Below are 19,064 nucleotides of genomic sequence, written 5' to 3'. Positions count from 1 at the left end.
ATCGGCATCGGCACTTGCGAAGCGCGTCCGAACGCAAGATCCATCACTGCCTCCCCATACTCTTCGAATCGGTTTGGAGGTCGGGGCGATGCGTTCAGTGATCGACCGGAGCTTCCCCGACATCGCGCCGGAAGCCCGGAGCGACAGGAACGATTTAGGTGATGGAAGCGGGAAGACGCTTCTTCCGAGAGATCAATTTCCTCTCTCGTGGCAGGAAATGTGATTTAGTTGCCCGTGCTGCGAGGGATGGATTGACAAGTGAAAGCATTGCGATCACGAGCTTTCTTTTCCGCAGCCAAGCGATCCGACCGGCAGCGCACGTGATGGTGCGCTGCATCACCCCCCGCCGCGGATTGAGGTTCCCCCGTTGACCGCGACATCGAGCGCTCCATGGCCTGCCGACGCGCGATATCTGCAGATCGATGATCTGCTGGTCGACCTGTGCTACCGGCGGATCCTGCATTCGTCAGAAGCGGAGCTGCCGCAGCGCATCTTCGACCTGCTGTTGCTGCTGATGGCCGAGCCGCACCGGCTGCATACCCGCGCCGAACTGTTCGAACGCCTGTGGCCCGGCCTGATCGTCGAGGACGCCAATCTTTCGCAGAGCATGTGGCTGCTGCGCAAGGCGCTGGGGCCGGAACGCAAGCATTGGATCCGCACCGTCGCCAAGGGCGGCTATGTGTTCGAGCCGCCGGGACCGGTGGCGTGGTCCAGCGAACTTCCGGCCAGCGTAATTGCGGCCGATGCAGGTGCCGACAGCGTTGCCGAAGTTCAAATTGCTGCAGGCGCAGCAACAGCTTCTGCCAACACCGATGACGCGGCGAACGAATTGATCGATGCCGCAGCCGGGACGCAGACAGCGGCAATGTTGCCGACCGCGCCGTCCATATCGCAACCGCCTGGTCGCTTCGGGCTGCGACGCCACTGGAAACGCTGGGCCATGTTCGCCACCGCGGCCATGGTCATCGCCGCGGTGGGCATAGGCGCCTACCGCCAGGCACGGCAACGCGCGACGTTGCCGCCGGCGTTGACCGTGGCACTGGTCACGGTCGAGGATCCAGGCAACGCCGCGCGCTGGCCGGCGCAACTGCTGTACCAGTGGCTGTACTGGAAACTCAACAGTCTTCCGGAAGTGACCGTGCTGACCGAAGCCGAGCTTGCCGCCGGCGCGGGATCGACTTCGCCACAAAGCGTGTTCCTTGCGTCCGGCGAAGCCGCTGATGGCTCTGGAAAACTGTTCGTGCGCGCACGCTTCCAGCACGCCGGGCGCGAACAGCACATCGAGCTCGAAGGCAAGGAAGCGCAGATGCCGGCGCTGGTCGACGCGTTGTCGCAGCAGGTCCTGCAACGCCTGATCCCCGCGCGCAGCGAACCCTGGCCGGCGTTGAAGCTGGACGCCGCCGCCGCGCGCCGTTACGTCGACGCAACCGAAGCCATGCGGCGGCGCGACTGGATGAAGGCCGCCGCCATCGGCGAGGAAGTGGTCCGGCTGGCGCCGCGTTTCGGCCTGGCGCGGATACAGCTGGCCGATGCGCAATCGCATCTGGCACAGGCCGCCTCGGCGGTGGAGCAGATGGACGTCGCGCTCGACCTGCTGCGCCCAACGCCGCCGGAAACCACGCAACTGATGCAGGCGCAACGCCTGTCGGTGGATCCGCGGCGCCAGCAGGAGGCCGTGCAGGCCCACGCCACGCTGGCTGCGCGCTATCCGCACAAGGCGTCCTACGCCATCGCCTACGCCAACCTGCTGACCAGCACCGGCAGCCCACTGCAGGCGCTGGACGTGTTGACCGCGCGCGGTGACCAGCAGGCGCCGATCGGCGTGCGCATCGCGCGGCGGCTCGCCCTGGCCGAAACCTATGGCGCGCTCGGCGATCCCGGGCGCAAGCGCGAGAACGCCAAGGCCGCCGCACGCCTGGCCGACGGCGCCGGTGCGGGCTGGGAACTCGAGAAAGGCGCGGCGCTGTTCCTGGTGGCAACCGCCGACAGCGCGCAGCGCGGTGCCGAAGCAGGCCATGCATCGTTCGAGGAAGCGGCCAGGCTGTTCGACCAGGTTGGCAACTCGACCGGAGCGCTGTACGCACGCTTCCTCGCGGAAGTGCATCGTCCCTCCGTCAGCGGCGACAGTGCACGACTGGATACCCTGCTGGCGCAGGCCAACGCCGGCGGTTATCGCCGGCTCGAAATCAGCATCCTGTTGCAGCAGGCCGCCCAGCGTCACGGTGTCGGCGATCTTGCCGGCTATCGCCACGGCCTGGAGCAGGCCGCGGGCGTGGCCCAGGCCGCCGGCGATGTCATGGCCCGCAACAGCATCGACATCCTGCTGTTGAACGAGGACTTCCTGGGCGCGCGACTGGGCCATGTCGATGCACGCCTCCAGCGTTTGCGCCAGGCCGGTCTGCAAGGCCAGTTGGCAGTCACCGTCGAGCAACTGGAAGCGGCACTGAGCGGCGTCAGGGGCAACAACAAACACGCTCTCGTCGCGCTGGACCGCGCCGCGCACAACCTGCCGCGGGTGCTGCCTGGCGAGGCGCACTCCGCAGCGCAGGCGCGCCTGGCCTGCGTGCGCGCGGAACACCGCCTGCCTCTGGGCGAGCTTGCCGGCGCGCGTTCGGATCTTGGCCGCTGCGCCACCGCAAGCGAACCTTCGACGCAGGTACTGGTGGCCTTGACGCGCGCCCACGCCGAGCAGCTGGCGGGCGACCGCGCGGCGGCCGGCAGCCAGCTCCGCCGCGCACAGGCCATGCTCCCTGGCATCGGGAAGAGGCCCGACCACTGGCTGCTCACGTTGGAAGTCGCCAGGCTGCTGACCCGGCTCGGCGACAGCGCCGGTTCCGACCAGCTGCTGGATGCCTTGCTGCCGACGCTGGGTCCAACCGGCTATGCACTGCTCATCGCCATGGCCGAAACAAGCCTGGCCGAAAACGCCGCGGTCCGCGGAGACTGGGACGCGATGCAGCGTCATGCGGATGCCGCGCGCCAAGGCCTGCCGGCCGATGCCTGGTTCCTCGGCAGTCGTCTGGACCTGCTCGACGCCGCCGCAGCGCGCGCCGCCGGAAACCGGCCGCGCGCGATCGCGATCGCAGCCGGGCTCCACGAACAGGCCCATCGCCTGGGCGACGCCGTCGTGCAGATGCAGGTGCACAGCCTGTTGTCCGCCGGCACGCTGCCGGAAGATTGCAGCGCCACCACCCGCGAAACGCTGATCGCGCGCACCGGCATGCGCGGGGCCACACTGGACTGGCTCGAGCAGGAGATGCACTGAACCGGCATCGGGCACGAATCACGGCGCGTTCTTTGCCCATTCTGCTGCGCCGTGTCTTGAGCAGCGATGGAAGCTGTTGCGACGACCGTCGGTCCAACGACCTGATCGTTGCCGCAAACGAAAAAGACCGGCTTTCGCCGGTCTTTTTTCTGATACGCGATTGGTGTGCCGGATCATTCCGCGGCCCGATCGCGTGGCGATCGGACGTTTGCTAGCGCGCAAGCCAGCGGCTTGCAAACGCGCTTACTCACCCCACCACATCCAGAACTCGTCCCACAGGCGCTTGAAGAAACCGCCTTCCTCGACCGCGTTGATCGCCACCAGCGGTGCCTGCGCGATCACCTTGCCATCCAGCGAAACCTTGGCGGTGCCGATCTTCTGCCCCTTCCTGATCGGCGCGACCAGGGTCTTCGGCACGTCCATGGAGGGCTTGAGCTGCTCGTAGCGGCCGCGCGGCACGCTGACGAGCAACGGTTCGGCGACGCCCAGCTGCACTTCGTCGGCTTGGCCCTTCCACACTTTCTGCTTGGCGACCGCCTTGCCGGCCTCGTACAGCTTGTGCGTTTCGAAGAAGCGGAAGCCCCAGTTGAGCAGCGCCTGGCTGTCGACGGCGCGCTGGTTTTCGCTGGTGTTGCCCATCACCACGCTGATCAAACGCTGGTCGCCGCGCTTGGCCGAGGCCATCAGGCAATAGCCGGCACCGGAATGGTGGCCGGTCTTGATGCCGTCGACGCTGGGATCGCGCCACAGCAGAAGATTGCGGTTGGGCTGGGTGATCGGGCCGACCGTGAATTCCTTGATCTTGTTGTGCGAGTACGCGACCGGATAGTCATGGACCAGCGCGCGTCCCAGCAGCGCCAGGTCGCGTGCGGTCGAGTAGTGCTCCGGCGCCGACAACCCGTGCGGATTGACGAAGTGCGAATTCTTCATGCCGATGCGCTGCGCGTACTGGTTCATCAGCGATGCGAACGCTTCCTCGCTGCCGGCGACGTGTTCGGCCAACGCGATCGCCGCGTCGTTGCCGGACTGCACCACCATGCCCTTTTCCATCTGTTCCAGCGGTGCGGTCTTGTTGACCTCGAAGCCGCTGTAGCTGCCGTCGGTGCCGGCGCCGCCGCTGCGCCAGGCGTTCTCACTCATCATCACCGGGTCTTCGGGCTTGATCTTGCCGTTCTTCATCTCAGCGGCGATCACGTAGGACGTCATCACCTTGGTGATGCTGGCCGGCTCCACGCGCGCGTCGACGTTCTCGCCCGCCAGCACCTGGCCGGTGGCGTAATCCATCAGCAGCCAGGCCGATGCGACCTTGGGCGCCGGCGCCGGCGGCACCGGCAATTCGCCGGAAGCGACCGCCGCGGGTGGCGCCAGCTGCGGCTTGGGCTGGGGCTTGGACTGCGCGAATACGAGGCCGACGGCGGCCGTGGCCAGCGTCGCGACGGCGATGCGGCCGAGGGTGGAACGAAACTTCATCAATCAACTACTCCTGGAAGCAGGCGCGCAAGCATGCGGCCCGGTGAATCCTCGAATTTTAAGGCAGCAGTGCCGCCCACCCCGGTGCCGTCCTGCCAACAGGCAGGAAACAGGCGCTAATCCCTGACCACGCGCGGCTGGCCGAATCCCAGACCGGCGATGCGCCCGGCAAGTTCCGTGGCCGTGCCGCCGGGCGAGGGCCCGACCCGCAGCCGCCACAGCTTCTGTCCGTTGACCTCGGCGCCCTGCAGACGCGCATCCTCGATGCCGGCGTCCCTGAGCACGGCCAGCGCGCGGCTGGCGTTCTGCTCGCTGGCGAAGCTGGCGACCTGCAAGGTGATGTCGTCGGCATTGCCGGACGACTGTTCCTGCGCGGCGACCTTGCGCGCCACGTTGGCCTCCGCGACCTTGGGCGCGACCGGCGGTGGCGCGGCCGGCTGCAGCCGCGCATCGATCCGGTCGAGCGGCCGCACCTTGCCGTTGACGAGGCTGAGCCGGCGCGCCTTCAGCCAGGCATCGAAATCATCCGCCGTCATCACCTTGCCGTTCTGGGTCATGTCGAAACGGTTTTCGGTGTTGACCAGCGGTGAAACGCCGACCGGGCGCTCGGGTGCGGTCGCGGGCGGCTTGCGCTCGGCTGCCGCGGCGCTGCCGATCGGCAAGGCCGCGACCAGCTTGTCGATCGCGGTGTCGGCCACCGGTGCGGTCGGTGCCGCCAGCGCGGCCATCGGCAATGCCGAGGCGCTGGCCACGCGCGTGTCCGCGTCGACGTGTTTCGCGCTGAGGCCCTGGACGCGCACGTGACCGGTGCCCTTGCGGTCGATCCCCAGCTTGACCGCGGCGGCGTAGCTGAGATCGATGATGCGGCCGTCATGGAACGGGCCACGATCGTTGACCCGGACCGTCACCGACTTGCCATTGTCCAGGTTGGTGACGCGCGCATAGCTGGGCAGCGGCAGCGTCTTGTGCGCGGCGCTGAACGCATACATGTCGTACACCTCCAGCGACGAGGTGCGGCGACGGTGGAACTTGTTGCCGTAGTACGACGCGGTACCGCGCTCGTCGTAATCCTCGGCGCTGTCGAGCACGCGGTAGGACTTGCCGAGCACCTTGTACGGCGAGCGGTTGCCGTAACGCGAGCGCGGCTCGGCCTTGACCTCCGGTTCGGGAATCAGGTCGACATCGTCGATGCCGTCCGGCACGCTGTCGCGGATGTGCGGCGCGTACAGGCCGCCGGCGGTGTAGTCGCCACGCTTGCTCAGGTCTTCCTGCGCCGGTGCGTAGGGCGATTTCTTCGCGGCGCCTGCCTGGTGCGATCCGTTCTTGCTGGCGGTGGCAGGCGCCGCGTTTTTCTTCGGCGCGGTGGAACAGGCGCCGAGTGCGGCCACCAATGCGATGGCAGCGCCGTGCTTCATGACGGCATTCTTTGTGACGGCGTGCTTCATAACGCCTCCGCGGTCCCGCCATCCCGGATCGCCTGCGCCAGCTGGTGCACCGACAACGCGTACATGGGCGAACGGTTGTAGCGGGTGATGACGTAGAAATTGCGGTAACCGAGCCAGTATTCCTTGCCGGCATCGCCATCCAGCGACAGCAGCGTGGCGCCTTCGGCGGTGGGCTGCCCTGCCTGCGGGCGATAGCCGCGCGCGGCCAGCGCCGCCAGTGGATAGACCGGATCCAGCGACTCGGGCTTGAAGTCGGCGGCGCCGGCATCGCGGCTGGCGCGTGCGACCACCGGCGCATCGCGCTGCCAGCCGTGCACGACGAAGTAGTTCGCGATCGAGGCGAACACGTCGGGCAGGTGCGTGAGGAGGTCGCGCTGGCCATCGCCATCGCCGTCCTTGCCCCACAGGCGATAACTCGACGGCATGAACTGGCCCATGCCCATCGCCCCGGCGTAGCTGCCTTTCAGCGCGAGGATGTCGAGCTGCGGCTCCTGCTTGGCCAGCGCGAACAGCTGCGCCAGTTCTCCTGCGAAGAACGGTGCGCGCTTGGGATAGCCGAAGGCGAGTGTGTACAGCGCATCGAGCACGCGATAGTTGCCGCTGATCTTGCCGTAACTGGTTTCCACGCCAATGATCGCGACGATGTATTCGGCCGGCACGCCGGTCTGCGCGGCGACGCGATCCAGCGCCTCGCGGTTGGCGGCATAGAACGCGCGGCCGCCTTCGATGCGCGCGGGATTGAGGAAGATCGGCCGGTAATCGCGCCACGGCCTGACCGCTTCGGCCGGCCGCGACATCGCATCGACGATCTTCTGCTGATGCTGGGCCTGCGCCAGAGTCGCGCGAACGACGGCAGGATCGGCCTGGTAAGTGTTGACCGTGTAATCGACGAAGGCGTCGATGCGCTGTGCCAGCGGGATCGCAGGATCGGTTACCGAGGTTGGTGCCACCGGGCGTTCCGGTGGCTGCGGCACCTTCGGCAGCAATGCATCCGCGGCCGGTTTCGGCGTCGCGGGCGGTGTCATTGCGGGGGGCGGAGTCGGAGCCGCGGCGTTCGTTGCGCACGCAACGAGGGCGAATGGCAGCAGGCAGGCCAGGGCGCGTCGTGTCATCGCGGCGAGGGTAGCATGGTGATGCCGCGATTCGTGATTGGTGATTGGTGATTCGTTAAGGCGCGAAGCAGATCACGAGCGAGCGCAGCGAGCTTGAATGTATCGAATTGCAAGCAGGTCCCTCGCTACGCTCGGGATGACAGCTCTTGCGAATCACGAATCACCAATCACGGCTCTCACCGCACATGCATCGGCTTGTGCGCGCGCACCGCCATCACCACGCCCATGCCGGCCAGCAGCGATACCGCGGAGGTGCCGCCATAGCTGAGCAGTGGCATCGGCACGCCGACCACCGGCAGCAGGCCCGAGATCATGCCGCCGTTGACGATCACGTAGACGAACAGCGCCAGACCCAGCGCGCCGGCGAGCACGCGCGAGTAGGTATCGCGTGCTTCCGCGGCAATCCACAGGCAGCGGCCGATCACGAACAGGTACAGCGACAGCACCACCGCCACGCCGGCCCAGCCGAATTCCTCGCTGAGTACCGCGAAGATGAAATCGGTGGTGTGTTCGGGAAGATAATCCAGCCGCGACTGCGAGCCCTGACCCCAGCCCTTGCCGACCAGGCCGCCGGAACCGACCGCGATCTTGGACTGGATGATGTTCCAGCCGGTGCCCAGCGGATCGGTTTCCGGGTCGAGGAAGGTCAGGATTCGGTCCTTCTGGTAGGGCTTGAGCCACCAGAACCAGGCCAGCGGCGCCGCCGCCGCGATCCCCGCCAGCGCGGCGCCGAACCACCACCAGGACAGTCCAGCCAGGAACAGCACGAACACGCCGCTGGCCGCGACCAGCATCGCGGTGCCGAAGTCCGGCTGCAGCAGGATCAGGCCGGTCGGTACCGCGATCAACACCCCGCAGATCAGCACCACCGACAGCCGCGGCGGCAGGGGCTCGCGATGCAGGTACCAGGCCAGCATCATCGGCAGGCTCAGCTTGAGCAGTTCCGACGGCTGGAAATAGAACACGCCCAGGTCCAGCCAATGCTTGCCGTGCTTGCCGGTGCCGATCAGCAGCACCGCCAGCAGCGGCAGCAGCGACAGTGCGTAGATCGCCGGCGTCCAGGTGCGCAGCCGCATCGGTGGCAGCCGCGACAACGCCCACATCGCGACGATGCCGACGGCGAAGCGCGCGCCCTGCGCATAGACCGGGCGCAGGCTGCTGTTGCCGGCGCTGTACTGGACCACCAGGCTGACGCCCATCAGCGCCAGCAGCGCCAGGCACAGCGGCCAGTCCAGCGTGCGCACGATGCGCGCGACCACGTCGCTGAGCCAGCGCAGGATGGGGTTCATGGGGCCGGGGACTGGGAGCTGGGGGCTGGGGGCTGCGGCGCGGCAACGGTGGTGGCGACGGTCGTAGCAGCGGCCGGCAACGGTTCGATCGGAATCGCGTCCGGATCCGGTTCCGGCATCTTGCCCAGCAGCCAGGCGTCGAAGATCTTGCGCGCGATCGGTCCGGCGGTCGTGCCGCCATAGCCGCCGTGCTCGACCGAGACCGCGACCGCGATGGTGGGATTCTCCGCCGGCGCATAGCCGACGAACAGCGCCTGGTGGCGCAGGTGATACGGCAGCAGATGCGGATTGAAACTCGCTCCGCCCTTGCGGCTGATCTTCTGCGCGGTGCCGGTCTTGCCGGCCATCGTGTACGGCGCGCCGACCGCCATCGCGCGGCCGGTGCCGCCGGCCATCATCGTGCCGATCATGCCTTCCTGCACCGCGCGCAGGTGGTCCGGCCGTTCGGTGATCAACACCGGCCCGGGCTGCTCGAGCGGCGTCCACGGCAACCGGTAGCCGTCGCGGCGCGCGGCGACCAGATGCGGCCGGCGCAGTTGGCCGCCGTCGGCGATCGCGGCAATGCCGCGCACCAGCTGCAGCGTGGTGGCGATCCACGAGCCCTGCCCTATGCCGGCGTTCACCGTCTCGCCCGGGTACCACGGTTCGCGGCTGCGCCTGGCCTTTTCCTGCGGCGAAGGCACCGCGCCGTCGCGTTCGCCGACCAGGTCGATGCCGGTCGGCGCGCCGAAACCATACTTCTGCATGTAGCGGTCGAAGCGCTCGATGCCCATCTCGTAGGCGAGCTTGTAGTAGTAGTAGTTCACCGACGCGGCGATCGACTTGCGCAGGTCGGTCCAGCCGGCGCCGCCATGCGCATCGCGCCAGCCGCGGCCGCGCTGGCCGGGAATGTGGAACTCGCCGGTCGAGAACACCTTGTCCTCGGGCCGGCGTAGTCCGCTGTCGAGACCGGCCAATGCGATCAGCGGCTTCACCGTCGAGCCGGGCGGGCCGCCGCCGAGCACGTTGCGGTTGAACAGCGGGCGCGACGGATTCTCGATCAGCGACTTGTAGTCGGCGTGCGAGATGCCGTTGACGAACAGGTTGGGGTCGTAGGCCGGCAGGCTGACCATCGCCAGGATCTCGCCGCTGTGCGGATCGATCGCGATCGCCGAGCCGTCGTGATCGCCGAACGCCGCCACCATCGCCCGCTGCAGGTCCAGGTCGATGCTCAGCCGCAGGTCGGCGCCGGGCGTGGCCGGCTGCACGCCGAGCTGGCGCATCGCGCGGCCTTCGACGTTGGTCTCGACCCGCTCGAAGCCGATCCTGCCGCGCAGCGTCTCTTCGTAGTAACGCTCGACGCCGGTCTTGCCGATGTGGGTGAACGCGGCGTTGGTCTCGCCCATCGTCTCGAGATCCTTCTCGTCGATGCGCGACACGTAGCCGATCACATGCGCCAGCAGGTCACCGTGCGGATAGCGACGATTGAGGTAAGGCACCAGCTCCACGCCGGGAAAGCGCCAGCGGTCCACTGCGAAACGCGCGGCTTCCTCGTCGCTGATCCGCAGCTTCAGCGTGACCGGCCGGAAACTGCGCGTGGCCTTGCGCGTCTCCTCGAAATTGGCGATGTCCTCCGGGCTCAGCGCGATGATCCGGCCCAGCTCGGCGACCAGCCGCTTCGGGTCGCCGGCCTTGTCCGGCACCACGTCCAGCCGGAACGCGGGCACGTTGTCGGCCAGGATGCGGCCCTTGCGGTCGTAGATCAGGCCGCGGCCGGGCACGATCGGCCGCGGCTTGATGCGGTTGGCCTCGGCACGGGCGGCATAGTCGTCGTGGTCGACCACCTGCAGCTTGAAGTACCAGCCGGCCAGTCCGCCCAGCGCCAGCAGCACCACGCCGAAGCCCAGCAACGCGCGGCGGCGGAACTGGTCGGCCTCGGCGACCAGGTTCTTCATCTGCCGCTTTTGCGGACGCCTTGCCATCAACGTGCGCGGCGACCGAGCCGGATCGCATCAAACAACAGGTACAGCGGCGCCCACAGCAGCGCGCCGAGTACTGGCGCCCACCAGAATTGCGCGGTCAGCTGCGGCTCGCCCAGCGCCAGGTGGATCGCCGCGCTGATCACGCGATCGTTGAGCAGCAGTACGCCGATCGCCAGCGACTGCTGCGACAGCGGAAAGAATCGCAGACGCGCGCGGAAGCGGTCGAGGATGAAGGCCATCACCGTCAGCCGCAGCGCCTGCTCGCCGAGCACGCCACCGATGGTCAGGTCGGCCAGCAGCCCGCAGATGAAGGCGAAGCCGAGCCCGGCGCTGTCGGGTTTCTCGATCACCCAGTACGCCACCACCAGCGCCAGCCAGTAGGGCCGGAACGGCGCCACCAAATCAGGCAGCGGCAGCAGGCCGAGCAGCAGGGCCACCACCACGCTGACCGGCATGATCCACTGATTGCGCCAGCGGCTCATCGCGTCGGGGCCTGGGGGCTGGGGGCTGGAGATTGGGAAGTGGAGGCCTGGCTTGCGGATTCGGTCGGCGTGGCTCCCTTCGAGCCCCCAGCCCCCGGCCCCAAGCCCCTGCTCTCGTTCACCCGCAGCAGCAGCACTTCGCGACCGCGGTCGAGCTGCGCGGCCGGTTCCAGGTCGCCGACCAGGAACGCGCGGCTGTCGTCGGGTCGCAGTGCGGCGATGGTGCCGACCGGAAAGCCGGCCGGAAAGCGCCCGCCCAGCCCCGAAGTGACCACGCTGTCGCCGACCTTGACGTCGCTCGACATCGGGATGTTGGCCAGCTCCAGCCGCCCGCCGCGACCATAGACCACCAGCCGCACGCCGTTGCGCGCGAGCGCCGCCGGGATCGCGTGGTCGGGATCGGTCAGCAGCAGCACGGTCGAGGTCAGCGGCTTGACGTCGATGATCTGGCCGAGCACGCCGCCGGCGTCGATCGCCACCTGGCCCAGGCGCACGCCGCTGCCGGAACCGGCGCCCAGCACCAGCCGCTGCCGGGTCGGATCCAGATCGATGTTGAGGATCGGCGCCAGCTGCACGTCCAGCTCGCCGCGTTCGGCGGCGCCGAGCATGCCGCGCAGGCGCGCGTTCTCGTTGGCCGCGCTCTGCAACCGCGCCAGCCGCGCGCCGCTGATCAGCAGCGCGTTGCGCAGCACGCGGTTGTCCTCGGCCAGGCGGGTACGCGTGGCGGCGTCGTCGTGCACGGTATTGCCGATGCGCCCGGGCAGCCCGGCCAGCCAGCGCAGTGGTTCGGTGACCCACTCGGCCTTGTCGCGGATCTGCACCAGCCAGCCGCCACGGTGGTCCAGCACGATCAGCGCGATGCCCAGGGCGAGATAAGCCAGCAGCCGCAGCGTGCCGGCGACGTCGGCGGGGCGGGCGGGAGCGGGACCGGCGTAGGAAGGCACGTCAGGAGCCGGGGTTCGGGATTCGGGATTCGGGAATCGGTGCGGAGCGCAGGAGAGTGCCAGTACGAAGGAAAGCGACACCGTCCGCGGTGCTGTCCTGCCTTATCGAATCCCGACTCCACATTCCCGAATCCCGGCTTTTTACGTCATTCCCCGGCGAAGAACTCGTTGCCGTGCATGTCCAGCAGTTCCAGCGCGCGACCGCCGCCGCGGGCGACGCAGGTCAGCGGATCGTCGGCAACCTGCACGTGCAGGCCGGTTTCCTCGCTGATCAGGCGGTCCAGGTCGCGCAGCAGCGCGCCGCCGCCGGTCAGCACGATGCCGCGCTCGGCGACGTCCGCGCACAGTTCCGGCGGGGTCTGCTCCAGCGCCTGCTTGATCGCCATGACGATGCCGGCCAGCGGCTCGCGCAGCGCCTCCAGCACCTCGTTGGAGTTGATCACGATCATCCGCGGCACGCCCTCGGCCAGGTTGCGGCCGGAGACTTCCATTTCGCGGACCTCGGTCGGCGGGTAGGCGCAGCCGATCTCCAGCTTGATCCGCTCGGCGGTGGTCTCGCCGATCAGGGTGCCGTGGTTGCGGCGCACGTAGTTGATGATCGATTCGTCGAAGCGGTCGCCGCCGATGCGGACCGACTGCGAGTAGACGATGCCGTTGAGCGCGATCACCGCCACTTCCGAGGTGCCGCCGCCGATGTCCACCACCATCGAGCCGCGCGCCTCGGTCACCGGCATGCCGGCGCCGATCGCCGCGGCCATCGGCTCCTCGATCAGCGACACGTCGCGGGCGCCGGCTTCCAGCGCCGATTCCTTGATCGCGCGCTGCTCGACCTGGGTCGAGCCGCAGGGCACGCAGATCAGCACCCGCGGGCTGGGCCGCAGGAAGCGCGACTTGTGCACCTTGCGGATGAAGTGCTTGAGCATTTCCTCGGTATAGGTGAAGTCGGCGATGACGCCGTCCTTCATCGGCCGGATCGTGGTGATGTGGCCCGGCGTGCGGCCCAGCATCTGCTTGGCCTCCATGCCGACCGCCGCGACCGTGCGGTTGCCGCCCACGGTGCGGTCCTGCCGCACCGCGACCACCGACGGCTCGTTCAGGACGATGCCCTGGCCGCGGACGAAGATCAGGGTATTGGCCGTGCCCAGGTCGATGGACAGGTCATTGGAAAACAAACCGCGGAACATCTTGAACATCGGGGGAAAAGATCCGTCGAGGAGGCGCAGGCAGGCCGGCTAGACTAACAAAAAAGCGCTTGCCGTTCGTGGTTCGCGTAGCGCCGGGGAAGCCTGAAAAAAAGCGGTCCCGGGCCTGGTCGGCGATCGGCCCGGGCGACGAGGTCGCCCTTGACCACGCCCGGCGCGAAACCCGTCGGATGCCACGCGACTGGCCTCCCCCTCCCCGGACCGTTACCCTAGCCGGCCTTTTCGACCCTCGAGCGAACACCGAATGTCTGCGCTGATCTGCGGTTCCCTGGCCTACGACACCATCATGGTGTTCCCCGACCAGTTCAAGAACCACATCCTGCCGGACAAGGTGCACATCCTGAACGTGTCGTTCCTGGTGCCGCGGATGCGCCGCGAATTCGGCGGCTGCGCCGGCAACATCGCCTACAACCTCAAGCTGCTCGGCGGCGAGCCGATCCCGATGGCCACCGTCGGCCAGGACTTCGGCCCGTACCGCGAATACTTCGCCGAACTGGACATCCGCCTCGACCAGGTCAAGGTGATCGACGAACTGTTCACCCCGCAGGCCTTCATCACCACCGACCTGGACAACAACCAGATCACCGCCTTCCATCCCGGCGCGATGATGCGTTCCTACGAGAACCACGTGCGCGACGTGACCGGCGTGACGTTTGGCATCGTCAGTCCCGACGGCCGCGAGGGCATGCTGCAGAACGCGCAGGAATTCGCCGAAGCCGGCATTCCCTTCATCTTCGATCCGGGCCAGGCGATGCCGCTGTTCAACGGCGAGGAACTGCGCCACTTCATCGACCAGGCCGACTACGTCACCGTCAACGACTACGAGTCCAACCTGCTGCAGGAACGCACCGGCTGGAGCGAGAAGGACATCGCCGGCAAGGTCAAGGCCTACATCGTCACGCGCGGGCCGCAGGGTTGCGAGATCCACGCCGAAGGCAAGAAGCACCACGTGCCGCCGGCGCACGAACGCCGCGTCACCGATCCCACCGGCTGCGGCGACGCGTTCCGCGCCGGACTGATCTTCGGCATCGAAAAAGGCTACGACTGGCTGACCATCGGCCGCATCGGCAACCTGATGGGTGCGCTGAAGGTCGAGCATCCCGGCACGCAGAACCAGCGCTTCGACTACGATGAATTCGCCGAGCAGTTCCGCCAGCAGTTCGGTTACGCGCTGTGAGGCCGTAATTCGTGATTCGTGATCCGATAAATTCGACGTAGGCGACTGCGCGCGGCTGTAGGCTGGGTTGGCTCCATCAACCCAGCAACCTCGGCAAGGGCAGACACGATGCCGATCGACAGCGCCGACCCAGCCTACTGCTCGCCTCTTCTACGAATCACGAATCACCAATCCCGAATCACCGCGTCACATCACATGCGCCATCCATAGCGTCTGTGGTTCGGCGAGCCGCTCGAACTCGGCATAGGGCATGCGCACCGCGTCGGTGTGCGAACCAGCGTTGAACACGATGTCGTCATGTCCGGACAGGCGCGCGTCGACGTACACCGGCATGCCGTAGAGATTGCCGAACGGCGGCATCGCGCCGAGTTCGCAGTCGGGGAACATGTCCCTGAATTCGCTTTCCTCCGCGAGTTCGACTTCGCAGCCGCCCAGCGCGCGCGACAGGCGCGTCAGGTCGACGCGATAGGCGGCCGGCATCACCATCATCGCCATCGCGCCGTCGATCTTCAGCATCACGGTCTTGGCGAAGTGCTGTTCGCCGACATGCGCGGCTGCGGCGGTCTCGTGTGCGGTGATGGTGCGGTCGTGCGTGAGCGTGGCGTAGGGCGCGCGGCGCTCGTCGAGGAAATGGTGCAGGCGTGGGGACAGCATGATCGCCTCCTGGATGGCGCCTGTGTCGCATTCCGCTGCGGCGGCGCCGCGGGTGTGCCTGGCGCGCGCATCCGGGCGTCGCGTCGCTGGCGTGCGCGTCTGCGCGGCACGCGGTCGCAGCTTACTCTTGGCGCGCTGGCGTGGCGTGAAGTCTTTTCGTTGTCGTTGTTGCTGTCGTTATCGCGGCCACAAATGTTCCTGTCGTCGCAGCGCAGTCGCCACTGCAATTACAACGCCGCCTGTTCAGTCCCAGCCCGGCAACGATGCGCCATCGAGTCCGCCGACCTCGAACGCCGCGCTGCGCGTGCCGCCGGCCTTGACCGGGAATTCGATCGAGATCGTCTTCGACTTGCGTGCCAGCCGCCACAACGCGCGCTCGTCCTCGATGAACATCGCGATCGCCTCGTCGGTGTTCGGGCGCGTGGCGGCCATCGCCTTCGCCGCGACACCGTCGGCCTTGACCTGTACCTTGCAGCCGCCCGGACAACGGAAATCGCCCGCCTCCAGCACCAGATAGGCGCTGCGGCCCCATTCGGGATGGTCGCGGAAGATCAGCCGCACCGGTTTGTCGCCGCTGCCGTCGACATCGACGCGATCCTTGGCGTAGATCGACGCCGTCTTCTGCGTGCCGGCATCCTTCACCACGACATCGTCGTAGCGCCACAAGCCGGCCAGGCGGCGCTCCTCGCGGGCGGCCTCAGCCTTGGCCCTGATCTCCTCGTAGTTCTCCATCGCCTTGGCCGCGGCCTGCGTGCCCTTGTGCTGCCACTGCAGGGCATCGGCGTGCGCGCGCGCCAGTTCCCACTGCTGGCCGGCGACCGCGGCTTCGTACTGCTGCAGCACCGGCGCGGCCGCCTGCTCCTTCGCCGCGGCCTGGGCAGCCGCGGCGGCCTGGGGGTCTTCGCCCTTGCAGGCACTGAGGACGAAAGCGGCGGACAACAGCAGGGCGAGCTTGTTCATCGTGGTGTGCCTTTTGCGATCAGTTCCGAAACCGCCTGCGCGACGGCGGCGGGTTGTTCCATCAGCGACATGTGGCCGCAGCCGTCGAGCAGCACCTGCCGTGCCTGCGGCATGCGTGCCGCGAAGATCGCCATCGCACTCGCGTCGATCACCTGGTCCTGCTGACACCATAACAACAGTACCGGTTGGTCGATGTCGGCGGCTAGGTCGTAAGGCAGGAAGCGCTCGTCGCCGCGACCGATGCGGTCGAGCACCGACTGTTCGAAATCGCCGTCGGCGCGACGCTGCGAGATGACCGCGTGCGACGCCGGCCACGGTATCGCGGGACGTGCATCGCGATCATGGAACAGGATATCGAGGTAGCGTTCGAGACCGGCGGCATCGGTGACCGCGAACGGATTCCTGCCGGCCAGCACGTCGAGGCCGAACTGGTTGTCCTTGAAGCGCACGCCGGAGGCGTCGAGCAGCGCGACCTGCGACACCCGTCGCGGATGACGCGCCGCGACCACCGCGACGATGCCACCGCCCATCGAATGCCCGACCAGCACCACCGGCTGCTCGCTGATGTGATCGATGAAGGCGGCAACGTTTTCGGCCTGCGCCGCGTAACCGTAATCGGCGCCAGGCCTGCGCTCGCTCTGGCCCCAGCCCGGCAGGTCCGGGATTACCAGTCGGTAGCGACGGTCGAACTGTTCGGCCAGCCGATACCAGTTCTCCTTGCTGCCGGTATAGCCGTGCAGCAGCACCAGCGTCGGTGCATCGGCGCGATCGGCCGCACGTTCGGCATAGATCCAGCGATGTCCCCCGGCGTCGACGCTGCGCTGCGTCAGGCCAGCTGCTATGCGCTGGCGCGCGTACTCGGCGCGCACGATCGCATAGGGGTCGCGCCAGACCAGGATCGCAAGCGCGGCGATCACGAGCACCGGTGCAGCGACGATCAGACGGCTCGGTCGCAATGTGAACCCGTCAACCTGGGAAGCAAACGGCATCATCGCATCGCGGGGAGACCTTCCGGATGAAAGCCCTCCGCGTTACGCGCCGATTCAGTTCGCCGGCGGCGCCTGCCCTGGCGCGGCCGCGGCCGGCTTGGCCCTGGCCAGCAGTGCCTCGACCGAACCGGTGGTGATCGGGTGGTAGCCCGGCCTGGCCCTGGCGAACACGTCCTGCGCGAACGCCAGCCCTTCGGGCGTGGCGGCCAGTGCTTCATAGGTCGGCATGATCAGCTTGCGGCGACCGATGCGCTGCAGGAAATCGGCCATCGCCGGACGCGCTTCGGCATAACCGCTGCGCACCGCCAGTGGATACCAGCGCTGCGCGATCTCGCCGTTCGGCGTGCCGGTGAAATGGAACGCTGAGTCGAGTTGCGCCAGCTGTTCCGGCTTCAGCGTCTCCGGCATCGCTTCCAGGAAACGCACCCACTCCTGCGTGCTCCAGGCGCCGGTGACGCTGGGCGACGGCAGCTCGCCGCTGCCCAGCCACGCCAGACGCGCCGAATCGACGATGCTGAAGCGCCGCGACTGCGCCTTCTCCGCGAACGTCGGGATGCCCGGCTGGTTGAGCCAGGCGTCGAGCTCGGCATCGGTGACGCGATTGGGCATCTTCGCGATCAGGTTCGCCTTCAGGTATTCGACGAACTGGTCGGTGGAAATGCTCTGGAACGCGAAGTGATCGAAATAGGATTTCAGGAACGCATCGAAGGTCTCGCGACCGAAACGCGATTCCAGCCACGACAGGAACCAGGCGCCCTTGATGTAGGCGACATCGGTCAACGCCTCGTCCGGATCCTTGTCGGTCAGCGGCGGCAACGCCAGCGCCTGCTGTTCCGGCGACAGGTCCTTGATCTCCTGCTGCAGGCCGAACTGGCTGATCGCGCGTTCCATCTCGGCGAATTCCTTGCCGTACACGGCTTCGACGATGCGGTTCTCGACGTAGCTGGTGAAACCCTCGTTGAGCCAGATGTCCTTCCAGCTGGCATTGGTCACCAGGTTGCCGGACCAGCTGTGCGCCAGTTCGTGCGCGACCAGCGACACCAGCGACTTGTCGCCGACGACCACGGTCGGCGTGGCGAAGGTCAGGCGCGGATTTTCCATGCCGCCGAACGGGAACGACGGCGGCAGCACCAGGATGTCGTAACGGCCCCAGCGGTACGGACCGTACAACTGCTCGGTGGTGGCGATCATCTTCTCGGTGTCGACGAATTCGGCCGCGGCCTTCTTCGCCATCGCCGGTTCCGCCCACACGCCGGAGCGTTCGGAGATCGGTTCGAACACCAGGTCGCCGGCGGCGATCGCCAGCAGGTAGGACGGGATCTTTTGCGGCATCTTGAAGGTGTAGTCGCCGTCGCGCGCGCCCTGCGGATCGTTATCGGCGCTCATCGCCACCATCACGTCGGGACGCGACCTGACGTGCGCGCTGTAGGTAAAGCGCACGCTCGGCGTGTCCTGCAGCGGCACCCAGCTGCGCGCATGGATCGCCTGCGACTGGCTGAACATGAAGGGCAACTGCTTGCCCTCGGTCATGCCCGGCTCCAGCCACTGCAGGCCCGACGCCTGCGGTGAAGTGCGGTACGTCACGCGCACGCGCGGGAACTGCTGCGGTGTCTCGATGGTGAGCTTGCTGCCGTACTTGTCGTCGCGCGGCGCCAGCGCGAACTTGAGCGGCTGCCATTGCGCGTCGGCGCCCTCGCCTTCGACCTTCTCGATGGTCAGGTCGCGCGTGTCCAGCACCAGTTGCCGCGCCGACTTGTCGAGCCAGTCGAGCGTATAGGTCGCCGTGCCGGCGATCTCCTTCTTGTCGAAGTCGAGGCCCAGGTCCAGCGCCAGGTCGGCGATCTTGACCTTGTCCGGCTGTGCGTATGAATTCTCGTCGTGGTTGCGCGCGGGGAGCACGGCGGCGTCCTGCTTGGCGGTGGAGGAAGGATCGGTCGCGGATTCACGCGCGCAACCGCCGGCCAGGACGATGGCAAGACAGGATACGAGGATGGGCAGACGCATGGCGGCTCTAAGGGGGAACGGGGACCGCGAGTTTACCGCCTCCGCCGCAGCACGACGCCGCATGCGTCACGTTTTCGGGCCTGGCATGCCTCGGCGAAGCGCAAGCTCCT

At 67.5% G+C, this 19,064-nt stretch carries 12 protein-coding genes and 2 pseudogenes; 2 read left to right on the top strand and 12 right to left on the bottom strand.

Features of this window, described 5'->3' with window-relative positions; all coding sequences use genetic code 11:
- Window positions 1-367 precede the first annotated feature (367 nt).
- Complete coding sequence (locus IP90_RS11835) at window positions 368-3,265, top strand: winged helix-turn-helix domain-containing protein (protein ID WP_144899851.1); 2,898 nt, start codon at window positions 368-370, stop codon at window positions 3,263-3,265.
- Window positions 3,266-3,508: 243 nt separating this feature from the next.
- On the opposite strand, the gene IP90_RS11830 is transcribed toward IP90_RS11835, so the two are convergent.
- From IP90_RS11830 to IP90_RS11795, 8 genes and pseudogenes are all read right to left on the bottom strand, one after another.
- Window positions 3,509-4,735, bottom strand: coding sequence for a D-alanyl-D-alanine carboxypeptidase family protein (locus tag IP90_RS11830; protein WP_144899850.1), 1,227 nt, complete (start codon window positions 4,733-4,735; stop codon window positions 3,509-3,511).
- Window positions 4,736-4,851: 116 nt separating this feature from the next.
- The gene (locus tag IP90_RS11825; protein WP_144899849.1) at window positions 4,852-6,150 is read right to left on the bottom strand and encodes a septal ring lytic transglycosylase RlpA family protein; all 1,299 of its coding nucleotides are present in this window, start codon (window positions 6,148-6,150) and stop codon (window positions 4,852-4,854) included.
- Between the two features lie 26 nt (window positions 6,151-6,176).
- Window positions 6,177-7,292, bottom strand: a complete 1,116-nt coding sequence (mltB, locus tag IP90_RS11820) for a lytic murein transglycosylase B (RefSeq protein WP_144899848.1) — start codon at window positions 7,290-7,292, stop codon at window positions 6,177-6,179.
- A 176-nt stretch (window positions 7,293-7,468) separates the two neighbouring features.
- Window positions 7,469-8,581 (bottom strand): rod shape-determining protein RodA, encoded by a 1,113-nt coding sequence (gene rodA / locus IP90_RS11815; RefSeq protein ID WP_144899847.1) that lies wholly within the window; start codon window positions 8,579-8,581, stop codon window positions 7,469-7,471.
- Window positions 8,582-8,694: 113 nt separating this feature from the next.
- Window positions 8,695-10,542, bottom strand: a pseudogene (gene mrdA, locus IP90_RS11810) (penicillin-binding protein 2); the annotation flags it as partial.
- Window positions 10,542-11,024 (bottom strand): rod shape-determining protein MreD, encoded by a 483-nt coding sequence (gene mreD / locus IP90_RS11805; protein WP_144899845.1) that lies wholly within the window; start codon window positions 11,022-11,024, stop codon window positions 10,542-10,544. The pseudogene mrdA and the gene mreD, both read right to left, overlap by 1 nt.
- Before the next feature lie 2 nt (window positions 11,025-11,026).
- A pseudogene (gene mreC, locus IP90_RS11800) lies at window positions 11,027-11,968 on the bottom strand (rod shape-determining protein MreC); the annotation flags it as partial.
- Between the two features lie 146 nt (window positions 11,969-12,114).
- Entirely contained in the window at window positions 12,115-13,161 is a 1,047-nt protein-coding gene (locus IP90_RS11795) for a rod shape-determining protein (RefSeq protein WP_144899843.1), read from the bottom strand.
- 253 nt (window positions 13,162-13,414) lie between these two features.
- Between IP90_RS11795 and IP90_RS11790 the strand changes: the two genes are divergently transcribed.
- The gene (locus tag IP90_RS11790; RefSeq protein ID WP_144899842.1) at window positions 13,415-14,347 is read left to right on the top strand and encodes a carbohydrate kinase family protein; all 933 of its coding nucleotides are present in this window, start codon (window positions 13,415-13,417) and stop codon (window positions 14,345-14,347) included.
- A 186-nt stretch (window positions 14,348-14,533) separates the two neighbouring features.
- On the opposite strand, the gene IP90_RS11785 is transcribed toward IP90_RS11790, so the two are convergent.
- The 4 genes from IP90_RS11785 to IP90_RS11770 all read right to left on the bottom strand — a co-directional run bounded on the left by IP90_RS11785 (window position 14,534) and on the right by IP90_RS11770 (window position 18,954).
- Window positions 14,534-15,001 carry an aminoacyl-tRNA deacylase gene (locus IP90_RS11785; protein ID WP_144899841.1) on the bottom strand — a complete coding sequence of 156 codons (468 nt, stop codon included), beginning with the start codon at window positions 14,999-15,001 and terminating at the stop codon, window positions 14,534-14,536.
- A 243-nt stretch (window positions 15,002-15,244) separates the two neighbouring features.
- Entirely contained in the window at window positions 15,245-15,961 is a 717-nt protein-coding gene (locus tag IP90_RS11780; protein ID WP_144899840.1) for a hypothetical protein, read from the bottom strand.
- On the bottom strand, window positions 15,958-16,917 hold the full coding sequence (locus tag IP90_RS11775; RefSeq protein ID WP_242007578.1) for an alpha/beta fold hydrolase: 960 nt from the start codon (window positions 16,915-16,917) through the stop codon (window positions 15,958-15,960). The genes IP90_RS11780 and IP90_RS11775 overlap by 4 nt, the downstream gene beginning before the upstream one ends.
- Before the next feature lie 87 nt (window positions 16,918-17,004).
- Window positions 17,005-18,954 carry a M1 family metallopeptidase gene (locus IP90_RS11770; RefSeq protein WP_144899838.1) on the bottom strand — a complete coding sequence of 650 codons (1,950 nt, stop codon included), beginning with the start codon at window positions 18,952-18,954 and terminating at the stop codon, window positions 17,005-17,007.
- Window positions 18,955-19,064: the final 110 nt, after the last annotated feature.

The organism is Luteimonas cucumeris (genome assembly GCF_007830035.1).
Lineage (GTDB): Bacteria > Pseudomonadota > Gammaproteobacteria > Xanthomonadales > Xanthomonadaceae > Luteimonas_C > Luteimonas_C cucumeris.
This window is presented reverse-complemented; position numbering and strand designations above follow the sequence as displayed.

Coding starts and splice junctions, on each gene's coding strand:
- mreD (WP_144899845.1), bottom strand. CDS start 11,024: ATGAGCCGCTGGCGCAATCAGTGGATCATGCCGGTCAGCGTGGTGGTG.
- IP90_RS11795 (WP_144899843.1), bottom strand. CDS start 13,161: ATGTTCAAGATGTTCCGCGGTTTGTTTTCCAATGACCTGTCCATCGAC.
- IP90_RS11780 (WP_144899840.1), bottom strand. CDS start 15,961: ATGAACAAGCTCGCCCTGCTGTTGTCCGCCGCTTTCGTCCTCAGTGCC.
- IP90_RS11830 (WP_144899850.1), bottom strand. CDS start 4,735: ATGAAGTTTCGTTCCACCCTCGGCCGCATCGCCGTCGCGACGCTGGCC.
- IP90_RS11825 (WP_144899849.1), bottom strand. CDS start 6,150: ATGAAGCACGGCGCTGCCATCGCATTGGTGGCCGCACTCGGCGCCTGT.
- IP90_RS11770 (WP_144899838.1), bottom strand. CDS start 18,954: ATGCGTCTGCCCATCCTCGTATCCTGTCTTGCCATCGTCCTGGCCGGC.
- IP90_RS11790 (WP_144899842.1), top strand. CDS start 13,415: ATGTCTGCGCTGATCTGCGGTTCCCTGGCCTACGACACCATCATGGTG.
- IP90_RS11785 (WP_144899841.1), bottom strand. CDS start 15,001: ATGCTGTCCCCACGCCTGCACCATTTCCTCGACGAGCGCCGCGCGCCC.
- mltB (WP_144899848.1), bottom strand. CDS start 7,292: ATGACACGACGCGCCCTGGCCTGCCTGCTGCCATTCGCCCTCGTTGCG.
- rodA (WP_144899847.1), bottom strand. CDS start 8,581: ATGAACCCCATCCTGCGCTGGCTCAGCGACGTGGTCGCGCGCATCGTG.